The sequence below is a fragment of the Photorhabdus cinerea genome (assembly GCF_011189575.1).
GTDB classification, from domain to species: Bacteria; Pseudomonadota; Gammaproteobacteria; order Enterobacterales; family Enterobacteriaceae; genus Photorhabdus; species Photorhabdus cinerea.
Genome location: NZ_PUJW01000002.1, coordinates 115,784 through 128,080, shown reverse-complemented (window position 1 = coordinate 128,080; position 12,297 = coordinate 115,784). Strand labels below are relative to the sequence as shown.

General features: G+C 37.7%; 12 protein-coding genes. 6 read left to right on the top strand and 6 right to left on the bottom strand.

Annotation, left to right across the window (positions count from 1 at the left end; all coding sequences use genetic code 11):
* Positions 1 to 73: 73 nt before the first annotated feature.
* The 4 genes from stlE to C5469_RS02700 form a co-directional block, all read right to left on the bottom strand.
* The gene (gene stlE, locus C5469_RS02715) at positions 74 to 316 is read right to left on the bottom strand and encodes a stilbene biosynthesis acyl carrier protein StlE (RefSeq protein ID WP_166301988.1); all 243 of its coding nucleotides are present in this window, start codon (positions 314 to 316) and stop codon (positions 74 to 76) included.
* Positions 317 to 517: 201 nt separating this feature from the next.
* Positions 518 to 1,666, bottom strand: a complete 1,149-nt coding sequence (gene stlD, locus C5469_RS02710; protein WP_166301985.1) for a beta-ketosynthase StlD — start codon at positions 1,664 to 1,666, stop codon at positions 518 to 520.
* A gap of 4 nt (positions 1,667 to 1,670) precedes the next feature.
* Entirely contained in the window at positions 1,671 to 2,615 is a 945-nt protein-coding gene (gene stlC / locus C5469_RS02705; RefSeq protein ID WP_166301982.1) for a stilbene biosynthesis aromatase StlC, read from the bottom strand.
* An 827-nt stretch (positions 2,616 to 3,442) separates the two neighbouring features.
* Positions 3,443 to 3,706 (bottom strand): hypothetical protein, encoded by a 264-nt coding sequence (locus C5469_RS02700; RefSeq protein WP_166301979.1) that lies wholly within the window; start codon positions 3,704 to 3,706, stop codon positions 3,443 to 3,445.
* Between C5469_RS02700 and C5469_RS02695 the strand changes: the two genes are divergently transcribed.
* The gene (locus C5469_RS02695; RefSeq protein WP_166301976.1) at positions 3,684 to 5,075 is read left to right on the top strand and encodes a basic amino acid/polyamine antiporter; all 1,392 of its coding nucleotides are present in this window, start codon (positions 3,684 to 3,686) and stop codon (positions 5,073 to 5,075) included. The genes C5469_RS02700 and C5469_RS02695 overlap by 23 nt on opposite strands.
* 279 nt (positions 5,076 to 5,354) lie before the next feature.
* Here C5469_RS02695 and C5469_RS23995 read toward each other — a convergent pair whose 3' ends face one another.
* Both C5469_RS23995 and C5469_RS02690 read right to left on the bottom strand, forming a co-directional pair.
* Positions 5,355 to 5,489, bottom strand: coding sequence for a hypothetical protein (locus C5469_RS23995; protein ID WP_278249740.1), 135 nt, complete (start codon positions 5,487 to 5,489; stop codon positions 5,355 to 5,357).
* On the bottom strand, positions 5,464 to 5,946 hold the full coding sequence (locus C5469_RS02690) for an alpha/beta fold hydrolase (protein WP_242689376.1): 483 nt from the start codon (positions 5,944 to 5,946) through the stop codon (positions 5,464 to 5,466). Before C5469_RS02690 ends, C5469_RS23995 begins: the two co-directional genes overlap by 26 nt.
* 767 nt (positions 5,947 to 6,713) lie before the next feature.
* Between C5469_RS02690 and C5469_RS02685 the strand changes: the two genes are divergently transcribed.
* From C5469_RS02685 to C5469_RS02665, 5 genes are all read left to right on the top strand, one after another.
* On the top strand, positions 6,714 to 7,244 hold the full coding sequence (locus C5469_RS02685; RefSeq protein ID WP_166301974.1) for a fimbrial protein: 531 nt from the start codon (positions 6,714 to 6,716) through the stop codon (positions 7,242 to 7,244).
* Positions 7,245 to 7,305: 61 nt separating this feature from the next.
* The gene (locus tag C5469_RS02680; protein WP_242689375.1) at positions 7,306 to 8,034 is read left to right on the top strand and encodes a fimbrial biogenesis chaperone; all 729 of its coding nucleotides are present in this window, start codon (positions 7,306 to 7,308) and stop codon (positions 8,032 to 8,034) included.
* A 42-nt stretch (positions 8,035 to 8,076) separates the two neighbouring features.
* Positions 8,077 to 10,611 (top strand): fimbria/pilus outer membrane usher protein, encoded by a 2,535-nt coding sequence (locus tag C5469_RS02675; protein WP_166301971.1) that lies wholly within the window; start codon positions 8,077 to 8,079, stop codon positions 10,609 to 10,611.
* Between the two features lie 19 nt (positions 10,612 to 10,630).
* Positions 10,631 to 11,623, top strand: a complete 993-nt coding sequence (locus tag C5469_RS02670) for a fimbrial protein (protein WP_166301968.1) — start codon at positions 10,631 to 10,633, stop codon at positions 11,621 to 11,623.
* 319 nt (positions 11,624 to 11,942) lie between these two features.
* Positions 11,943 to 12,269: a tlde1 domain-containing protein gene (locus C5469_RS02665; protein WP_036771101.1), complete on the top strand. Its 327-nt coding sequence runs from the start codon at positions 11,943 to 11,945 to the stop codon at positions 12,267 to 12,269.
* Positions 12,270 to 12,297 lie beyond the last annotated feature (28 nt).

The window sequence follows — 12,297 nt, the reverse complement described above, 5'->3', positions numbered from 1 at the left end:
CTCTGGATTACCCTAAGAAAAAGGCACACATGATAACCATATGTGCCTTTTTTACTGAAGGATACCAAAATTGTTAGCTAGCAGATTCTAATTTCAGACGAATACAATCAATGGCGTTTTGTATAGTTACCATTTCTTCCGCTTCTGAATCATCAATCGTTATCCCGAAATGTTCTTCCAGAGCCATAATCAGCTCCACATTGTCTAACGAATCGGCGCCCAATTCTTCAAATGTCTGTGTGGTAAGAATCTGGGCTTCAGGGATTCCAAGTTGTTCTGCAACAACACTTTTAACATGATTCTCTAAATTTTCCACGCTATTATTTTCCTAATGTACTAATTACACGGGGAAACTTGTTGTTTCCCCATTTATACCCGTTATCTTTCAAGTTGCCTCTTTGTTGGCTGCATTCACTCTCCCCGGTCACAGAGTTACCTATGCTCCCGGGGATTCGCTCCCTTGCCGTCGCGATCCATCTTGAAATAAATAGGGTATATCATTGATAAGATTAGATATTTATACAACAGTTAGGTGCATGAATGCCCCTGAGAACCGGGCACTTTCCGGGATATAACATAAAAGACTTTGATCTTTTTTCAGTTTACCCGAATTAACAAGCTCTTCCAGCATGATATAAATAGAAACGGACCCAGTATTCCCTTTAGTCGTTAAGTTAGTAAACCAACGCCCCTGATCAATACTAAAATTAATATCATCAAGACCTGCTGACATTTTCATACGGAAATATTCAGATGATATATGAGGTAAGAACCAATCAATGGAGTCTGCTGATAAATTACGCTTTTCTACAGTTCTTCTCAGAGGTTCACTAAGCGTATATTTAACGACCCGCTCATTTAAGTGTCTAACATCTTGTTTAATACAGAAAACAGAATAAGCAAGCCAATCAGCCGGATTCATTTGCGACCAACCTTTTAAACTGCCATCTGCTAATTTTTCTGCACCAGAATACATACATGTATCTAGCTCATTAGCAAAAGAGTACATGTCTATCCAATCAACTCGTAACGAAATACCATCAGCCCGCGGTTTATTTTCGAGCAAAACAGCACCAGCACCATCTGAAAGCATCCAGCGCAGAAAATCTTTCTCAAAAGCAATTTCAGGACGCAGTTCCAACTCAGCAACCCGAGCGTCACTTTCATTCTGGAAATTACGCGCATGTAGTACAGATGAAGCTATTTCCGATGCTGCTGCAACCGCATTATCTGTCGTTCCCGAGAGAATAGACAAATAAGCATATTTCATCGCTGTCATGCCCACAATACAAGAGCCTGAAGTTGAAACAATTTCGCAGGGTTCATTCTTGAGTTCACCATGAACCATAACAGCATGGCCAGGTATAATCTGATCTGGGATAGCTGAACCTGCTGCCAGACTTTGCATATCATCTAAAGAAAAATGTTCATCGACCAAACCTTTTATTGCTTCAGCCGCCAGTTGAGCACTTGAATAGGTTGTCTCACCAGTTTCCGGGTCCAGTGCATAATGGCGGTACTTGATACCATTATTACGCAGTACTATATGGCGAGATCTTGATGGTTTGTTACCAACAAAACCAAGGACAGATTCCATTGTGTCATTATCTATTGGATTTCCCGGCATAAAGGCGGAAACTTTAGTGATATAAACGTTATTACTCATTTAATTATCTATCTCCTTTATTATCATAGCGGGCAGAACCGGATGGTTGTTCATAGTATTTTTGTAATTCATTAAGACGTTTCTTAAGTAATATTGTAAGTAAACGGCGAACAACGATTGAAATGGGCAAAACCACCAACACCATCAATACCAAATAGATCACAAACAGAGTCAATAGAGAACGCCTTACCCACTTTCCTCGTTTACCTACACGGTAAATAAACCCGGACCAAAATCTAAATCCTCGATGTATAGAACGCTCACCGAAAATAAAAGATTTATCTACAAATACCGCCCCTAAGCCTTTCAACATTGGGGCATCATCTTTCTCTTTATCCGCTTTAAGAGCTGTTAGTAACGCATCTCCAAAACGTTTAGCTCCTTGAATATCTTCCTTTGACACCCCAGCTGGCGGTACACTAGAAAAAGGCTGTTTTTTTCCTGTCATTAACCATAGCGGGGTTGTGAACAATGTTACAAAGAAGTTTGTTTTATCAACAAAAACCACATTGTCGCGTAAGTACGCTCCACTTTCGTGTAAAAATTTTTTGACCGTTTCCTGGGCTATCAGCCACATGTTTCGACAAGCTATAACCGTCACTACCGGCTTACCGTTAAGTAACCGTTTTCCTTCTTCGCTCTTAAGAAATGCTGTTATTGGAAGAGATGGTGACAAATACCAAACTTGGTAGCCCAATATCACCAAATCAAAAGGTTCTTCATCTTCCAAATGTAAAGGTGCTATTTCGGGTGGATGTAACTGCACTGTTTCAGGAAAAGCATTAATAAATTTAGAAAACGACCAGGGAAATTCATATTCTGGAATCGGTTTCAGAACGACTTCACGAATGTATATCTCGTCAGATTCATGCAGAGGTGCGATTAAGCTCTTCACCACCTCGATCAATTGACCACTTTGAGAATACGACACCACCAGAACACGTTTCATATGTTCTAACCTTATGAATATTTAATACTAAGCCATTCATCGGCGCTTAAAAGATAATAATTTGAATAACAATTACCCCTAACTATCTGGAAATTTTTTTTGACATATGTACATATGATCATTCCTGAAAATTAAAAATGCACCAAAAAAAATGAGCTAATAAATGACAGGTTAATATTTTCACAAACAATATAAATCAAAGTAGTCGTTGTCAACATGATTTTCTAATTTTTATATAATAATAGTATCATGTCACATTGACTAACATTAATTTGTCACTGCTAAAAATAGTTAATTAAAAATATATTAACCCAAACCAAAAATTAACAAAATCAATTAAACCCCCAAGCAAAACAACAAGTAAATCAATAACTTTTAATTTAATTTAATTTAATTTAATTTAATTTAAATAATAATTTTATTAATTGCAAATATTTAATGGATTAACTTAACGATTTAATATATAAACTAAGGGTTATTATTACCAGACAATAACATCGCATAAAAAAATAAAAGTTAAAGCAAAAGAACTTATTTGATGTAATAATTTTTGTTAAATTTTGATATTGATTAAAAAAATTAAAATGAAAATTACTTAATTAGTAATAGCATCACTATGCTTTACACTTATCATTTATTTCCCTTAGTACAATAACCGGAATTATAAAAATTACTGACATAAATTGATATACCCAATGGATTTCAAGATGGATCGCGACGGCAAGGAAGCGAATCCCCGGGAGCATAGGTAACTCTGTGACCGGGGTGAGTGCAACCAACAAAGAGGCAACTTGAAAGATAACGGGTATAAAATAAATTGTATAGCATTACACTTTACCCACTTTACCATCGCCAATCAGTGCATAAATTTTGTAGTTATTTGCATAGAAAACCATTGCATCCGGCACATACCCTCCGTAGAATCGCCCTCTATTTCTAGGTTTAACCAGTCTGTTTTTCTGTTCTGTACAGCTTGGACGCGATGAAAACCCAATACTTAATTCATCTGTTATGATCAGGGTAACGAACTGGATAACAATGCAGTTTAGTGATTTTAGGAACATATCTTTGGAAAAAAAACTAGGTCTCACAGCTCTTACTGCTCTGGTACTCAGCTCTATGGTTGGTGCGGGTGTTTTCAGCTTACCGCAGAATATGGCTGAGGTCGCCAGTCCAGCCGCGTTAATGATCGGTTGGGGAATAACAGGTGTCGGTATCCTGTTTCTGGCTACCACACTGTTACTTCTCTCCCGTATTCGCCCAGATCTTGATGGAGGAATTTTCACTTATGCTAAAGAAGGCTTTGGTGAATTAATAGGCTTCTGTTCTGCCTGGGGATATTGGTTATGTGCAGTAGTTGCCAATGTCTCCTATCTGGTTATCGTTTTCGCGGCACTGAGCTTTTTTACTGATAAAGAGAGTGTAGTCATTTTAGGTGACGGTAATACCTGGCAGTCTTTATTAGGAGAGTCTATTTTACTTTGGTTAGTACACTGGCTGGTACTTCGCGGCGTTCAAACCGCAGCCGGAATCAATAAACTGGCAACAATGGCAAAATTACTCCCTTTAGGTGCTTTCATCATTCTTGCTGCGATAGCATTTAAGATGGACGTCTTTAATCTTGACTTTAAAGGTATCGACCTAGGTGTTCCTGTCTGGCAACAAATAAAAGATACCATGTTAATTACCCTTTGGGTTTTTATTGGTATCGAAGGTGCTGTTGTGGTTTCGGCTAGGGCGAAAAAGCGGACAGATGTTGGTATTGCGACTATGCTGGCTGTTGTTGCAGCATTAGGAATATATATATTAGTCACCCTACTCTCGCTTGGATTAGTACCACGGCCTGAGTTAGCAGAAATGCGCAACCCATCAATGGCAAATCTGATGGTAGGACTTGTTGGTTCCACCGGTGAAATCATTATTGCTACAGGATTGATTATTTCCGTTTGCGGTGCTTATCTGAGCTGGACAATCATGGCGGCTGAAGTGCCATTTATCGCGTCCCAACATGGTTCTTTTCCAAAAGTTTTTGGCCTGCAAAACGGCAATAATGCGCCATCATCTTCATTATGGTTGACGAATGGTGCTGTACAACTCTCTCTCGTTTTTATCTGGTTAAGTGGAAGCAACTACAACTCATTACTGGCAATTGCATCAGAGATGATTTTAGTGCCCTATTTCTTGGTTGGTGCATTTTTATTAAAGGTCGCTTTTAATCGTAGTAGTAAAGGGTTATTACTGATTGCCAGTGGTGCTTGTATTTATGGCATATGGCTGCTCTATGCATCTGGTTTGATGAATTTACTATTGTCTGTTGTTCTCTATGCCCCTGGAGTTATTGTTTTCTTGTATGCACGCAGTCAAAATCCACAGAAAAACAACCTTTATCTGGTTGAAAAGTTCGCTATTGTCACATTGCTGATAACATCAATCCCTGCAATCTGGCTGTTAATTAAGTAATCTCGTTAAATTCAGGCCATTACAGGGAAGTAATGGCTTGTTGTATTTTCATATGGTGATTTGTTTCTTTTTTGAACTATTATGACATATTTTTAGTGATATGTTTAAATGTATGTTGTAACTAATTTTGTTAAAGTAACTGATTGGATGGTTCTTGCGTCTTTTTATCGAATCCGAAATACATTTTGTAGGTGAAACAAGGCCGCACCGTCTCTGCTTGGGACATTCGCGCTGAAACAGACGCAGTTCGAATGCCCTGACAGAGACTGGATATTGCTCTTAGTCACTCAGTTTGTCGGCCCAATCCGCAATCACATCTGCCGTTTCGATTGGCTTCTCAGCGGGCAGTGCATGGCTGGCCCCTTCGATTACTGCGACAGTAACACGGTTACCGAACTCGTCCTTTGCCTCCATCCGAAGGCCAAGATTTCTCAGCCCCTGCCAGAAGCACTATGCCACGCGTCATTTCGGGATAATCCGAAGCAATCATCTTGGCAATCCAATGACCATAAGCATGACCAACCACGATTGCCTTACCACCTTCCGCAGCAACCACCGCTGCAAAATCGCCGGCAAAGTCGTGGAAGGTCACATTCTTCATCGAACCGGTCGATCCTGCGATTCCGCGTGGTTCAGGCAGAGCCACACGATAACCGCGCGCCACCAGTCGATCCGCAAGCGGCGCGAACTCTGCCGTTCCCCGCCCTGTTGAAGCGATTATCATAATCAGAGGTCCCTCCCCGCGCACCGAATATTCGATTGATGCCGCGCCATTAGTGACGGTTTTCTGCTCTGCTTCCGTGGCCGAAGCAGGCTGCGCGACTGCGAACACAATGACCAATAAACCCAATGCAAAGACGAACTGTTTCATTTTTCCTCCTTACTGCGTCGATTATGCTGAAGGTTATCCGAATACGGGCTATCTGCACGCACCATAGATCCGCACAAAGCCCGCGTTTCGATAAATTTATTATTGAACCGGAAAGACAATACTGAAAATCCCTCTTATTGAGCAGAATACGTTCGAAATATATTGCAGTTCAAAGCTCATATCAGCAAAGAACTATTTGTATGGTGAGAAGTAAACAGAAAGATCAAATAAGAAATATAAACATGATTAAGCTATATAGTAACTTAATCTGAATGACTTATTCTATCATGTATACACATTTTCAAAAGAAGAAAGTAACCACATGAAATAATAATATCAAGATAATAAAATAGACAAAAAATAAACTTTTCAGAAAAATATATTAAGTGTGATTTATGTCACATTTGATTTTATAACTAATTATTAATTAATAAATATTCGCATTAGTTAGCAGAATAGTTTATTTCATATGATGAATCACAATAAACCATGAGAAAAATTCTGTTTAACCTTTAATTATAGATAAAAATATTAAATATACAATATTATCGAGTCATTCTTTGGATTCTTACGAATTAGTCGCTATTATCACCCATACCTTATCCTAAATAAGAAACGCCGAACAAAACATAGTTTGAACTATGATTCTTATTACTGGATAAAAATTTTAGATATTTACATGCTGTATTGACATTTATACAGTTTCGGTTAAATCAATGTTTCTGTTTCCCTGACATAATACTCGCCAGGGTTAGGATCTATTTAAAATGAAAGCTAAACTGATTATTTCATCCTTACTTGCATCTTCTGTATTTATTTCCGTAGCAAATGCAGCAGATGGAAAAATCAACTTTACAGGTAATATCATCGCTAATGCTTGTAAAATCGATACTGATTCTGCAAACCAAAACGTGAACATGGGGACAATTAGCTCAAGTGCATTTAATGGTGTAGATAGCACCGCCGCCGCAACACCTTTCAGCATTAAACTGAGCGATTGCCCACCAGAATACATTAATGCACAAGTTAAATTTGATGGACAAGCAGATAGTAAAAATAGCAATTTTCTGGCCCTATCCAACGATAAAGGGCAAACGGTTGCCGCTGGTATTGCGATTGGCATCTATGAAGAAGACAGCTCAACGTTGATTCCTCTAATTAAAGCATCCAAACTCCAGGCTTTCACTGATCAAAAAACGGCAGAATTGAAGTTTATTGCAAAGTATATTGCAACAGCTCAAGCAATTAGCCCAGGCTCTGGTGATGCAGTCGCTAACTTTACTATTGTTTATAATTAAGACAACTAAACTTAACAACAAAGCTTCATTCATGTTTTGTTGATAACAAAGAAATATGGGCATGGATGCCCGCCAATTCCACAAAATAACGTATATTCAAAACGGAGAGCTTACCGTGCAGTACCAACGTTTATTGACAATGATATTTCTATATATTATCAGCATAAATTTTGCTATCGCTGGTGTCGTCATTGGCGGAACCCGCGTTATTTATATCAGCGACAAAAAAGAAGCATCCATCTCTATACACAACCCAGAAAAAGATGCACCTTATCTGATCCAGTCCTGGATTCAGGATGAAAACGATAATACGAAAACTCCCTTTATTGTTACCCCGCCGATTTTTAAGCTCACAGCAGGTAATGAAAATATCCTGCGTATTGTAAAAACAGAAACTAACCTACCTGACGATCGGGAATCACTTTTTTGGCTCAATGTAAAGTCTATTCCTGCCTCGGTAAAATCAGATCAAAATCAATTACAAATTACAGTTAAATCAAAGTTTAAATTATTTTACCGTCCTGTAAATTTAGCAGAAAAGTCAAATATCGCCTACAAGCAGCTCAAATTTCGGGCAGAAAATAATCTATTGATTGCTGAAAACCCCACCCCTTACTTTATTTCATTTTCATACCTTAAGGCTGATCAACATGAAATAAAACCAGCAGGAATGATTAAACCTTTTAGTCAACTGAATTGGCTCCTACCTGTAAAAAACATAAAGCAAGTTAGCTGGAAAGCTATTAATGATTTTGGTGGTGTGACTGCCGAAGAAAAAACGAATATTTAACAAAGCAGTTACATTAATGTATTCTACGTTAGAAAATTAATTATGGAAAAGTACTCACGGCATAAAATTAATAAAAATCCATATCATATTGAATACCCGTGGCGCCTATTACCTCTATTTATGACAATAGGAGTACTTTTTTGCTCTACTAAAGCTTATTCTGAAGATTATTTCAATATTCATGCCTTAGAAACAGGTACTGATTCACCTGAAAATATTGATCTCTCTATTTTCACACAAGATGACTACCCTCCGGGTACTTACTGGGTAGATATTTATCTTAACAAAGATAAGGTAAATACCAGAAACGTGACCTTTGTTATGACAAATAACAAATTACTACCTAAACTGACAATTCAACAACTACAGGATATGGGAGTAAAAATTGATACATTTCCAGAATTAGTCAGTTTACCACCAGAAACAGAACTGTCTGATTTAAGCCAATATATTCCATCAGCAAGTACAGCCTTTAATTTTAGTCAGCAAAGGCTAGATATCAGTATTCCACAAGCGGCGTTAAACAATCAGGCAAGAGGTTATGTTTCGCCTGAATTATGGCAACAAGGATTAACTTCATTGTTAGTTAATTATAACTATAGTGGATCAAATAGTTGGCAAGATAACAAATCTGGCCCTAAGCAAACCAACTATTTGAACCTCCAAACAGGTGCTAACTGGCAGGCATGGCGTTTGCGTAATTATTCCACCTATACCAGCCGTAATAAGAGTTGGAAAAGCATTAATACCTATTTACAGCGAGATATTCATTCACTGAAAGGGCAATTAACCTTAGGTGACAGCTTTACATCCTCCCATATTTTTGATGGTAGCCAATTTCGTGGCCTACAGCTAACTTCTGACGATAATATGTTACCAGACAGCTTAAAAGGGTTTGCTCCTACTGTCCGAGGAATTGCCCAAAGTCATGCTCAAGTTACGATCAGGCAAAATGGCTATATCATTTATCAGACTTATGTCGCACCTGGTCCATTTGTCATTAATGATCTTTTCTCAACCACATCAAGCGGAAATCTGGAAGTTATTATTAAAGAAGCAGATGGTCAGGAACGCCGATCTACCCAATCATTTTCGACTGTTCCCATTATGCTACGGGAAGGAGGAATTCAATATTCGGTGACGCTGGGCCAATATCAATCATCAAATAATCGTGGAAGAGAACCCAATTTTGCCGAAAGCACATTAATCTATGGTCTTTCTAATAATATCACCACCTATGGCGGTACTATTTTATCAAAAGATTATCAGTCAATTGCTTTAGGATCAGGCTATAATTTAGGTAGATTAGGTTCTCTCTCCTTTGATATAACCCACGCAAATACTGATTTACGGTCAAATACCCGTGCCGAAGGGCAATCTTACCGTTTTCAATATGCAAAAGATCTTTCATTAACAGGGACTAATTTTACTCTGGCGGGTTATCGCTATTCGACACGTGGCTTTTATGACTTTAAAGAAGCCAATGATATAGATAATTCTAATAATGGTGACTGGCGTTATCGCACCAATAAGAGAAGTAAGCTGCAATTGCATATTAATCAGTCTCTGGGGAATTTAGGTAATTTATATCTATCTGCTTTTCAGCAAAATTATTGGCAACAAAATGGCTATGAACGCAGTATCAATGCCGGTTATAGTACCAGTTATAATAACATCAATTACAGTCTGAATTATACTTATAACCAACTCCCCGATACGAATAAAAACGAGCAACTTTTCTCATTTAGCATACAGGTTCCATTAGATCGCTGGTTGAAAAATAGTTGGGCCTATTACAACCTGAATACGAATAAAAGCAAGGATATTTCCCACCAAACAGGTTTAAGTGGTACGGCACTTGAAGACAATAATTTAACTTATAGCTTACAACAGAGTTACGCAAATCACAGTACTGGAGTTGGTGGTCATGCTCATGCAGAATATAAAGGATCTTATGGTCAGATTAGTGCCGGTTATAGTTATGATCGGCATTCTCGCCAACTGAATTACGGCCTTCAAGGCGGAATTGTTGCCCATCCATATGGCATCACCCTTTCACAACATTTAGGCGATACCTTAGCATTAGTCAGGACTGATGGTGCTAAAGGAATAAAGATCCATAATAATGTGGGGATTACTACCGATAGGAACGGCCTCGCGATTATTCCTTATATTAGCAGCTACCGAAAAAACCGAATTGCACTGGACACCCATTCATTAGCCGATAATGTCGATATTGATGTTAATGCCCAAACGGTTATTCCTACTCAAGGTGCTTTAGTTCTGGCTAATTTCCAAACCAGAATAGGTCATAGGGTTCTGATAAATCTATATTATCAAAATAATCCTATTCCTTTTGGGGCAATAGTTACGTTAGAAAAACACCACAAAATTGATGAAAAAAATAGTGCAATCGTCAGTCATGAAGGACAGGTTTACCTCACCGGTTTACCTGATAGTGGACGATTATTAGTTAAGTGGGGTTATCAGGATATTCAGGAATGTGATGTCAATTACAAGTTACCAGAAAAAAAGCCTCTATCTGGCATTTATATAATAGAAGCTCACTGCAAATAACGATTTTCAGGAAAATACTATGATTAATATTTACAATAGAATTAAATACTCACTGATTATCACTAACTTATTTATTGGTTTGGCAATGAGTCCTTATAGTTTTGCCGCTAACTGCCAGTTTGACAAAGAATTTAAACCAGAAATCACTAACCTGTCTTTTGGCACCTTATATGTGCCAAGGGATCACGCTATTGGTACAACCATTTATGAATATCGTGCTGATGAATTAGCCAATAAAGGCAATATCTTCTATTGCGATAAAAGTGTTAAAACATCATGGGGATATACATCCTACAAAAGTGCAGATTACAACAAAGACGCTATTTATGAATCCGGTGTTCCCGGTGTTGGTATAAGAATAAATACCTGGGGTCCCGGCTATGGTTTGGACTGGTTACCCCGTATTACTCATGACCCTGTAAGCTGTGACAATTCAGCCCATTGGTATTGTGGTAATACATGGGGATATATGACAATTCAACTCATAAAAATAGCACCAACAACAGGTTCTGGTATCGTTAAAAACGATCAATTAATTCAGGCACGAATAAATGATAATATTGTTCATACTTACCGTTTGGGAAATACCCGGATTATTACTAAAAGCTGTTCACTGAAAGATACTAATATTGTTGTTCCCATGGGTGATATCAAAAAAAGCGATTTTTCTGGTGTTAATAGCACCGCAGGAGGAAAAGATTTTGAGGTTATTTTAGATTGTGATGATGATGTTAATATTCAATTAATGCTTGATGGAAATAAAGCAAAAAATAACTTATATCATGTCTGGGCACTCGATCAGAATAATAACCATACAACAGCTTCCGGTGTTGGTCTACAAATACTTCACAACAATCAACCCGTAATTATCCATTCACAAATCAATATCGGTAATAGCTATTCAGGCGGGAAGTTATCTATCCCTTTACACGCCCGCTATTTTCAGATCGATCGCAATATTACCCCCGGACAAGCAAATGTGACCGCGACAATCACATTAACGTATCAGTAATAAATTTATCTGCATCAGTTATAGATGAATTTATTTCTTAGCTGGTGCACTATTATTTAATTATTTTCTTTTTATCAAGATCAAGAACAACAAACCTTAGCGTTTCATTAAGAAATTGGGGGAATATCATTATTTATTTTTCCAGATTTTTTTCGACTATAATTCAGATGATCTCTAAACAATATCAGTTCTTAATTTATTGTTTTCAACAGCCATATTTACAAAAATATTATCTTTTTTACAAAATAATACTTTAAAAAAATTTTATTACATTTAGATTATCCCTCATGTTTTATATAAATTATTAATGAGGATAAATATGACTTGGCAATATTCACAAAGCACTGGAGTACTAACACATAATGGTTCTTTTATCGCAAAGGGCTATAGCGGTCGTGGCGCTGGGATAAATAATTCATCTATGGAGCAAGTTAAAGATGAAGGACCAATTCCTCGCGGTTATTACAGAATCAATGGTTACACTAACTCAATAACCAAAGTTACTGTGACATTAGAGCCTATTATGGGAACTAATACGTTTGGGCGTACTCTTTTTAGAATACACGGAGACAGAAAGGATGGTACATACCGGCAAGCATCACATGGTTGTATCATTATAAATGGCTCCAATCTCAGAAAAAAATAGCCAACTCTAGTGATACAATTCTGGTGGT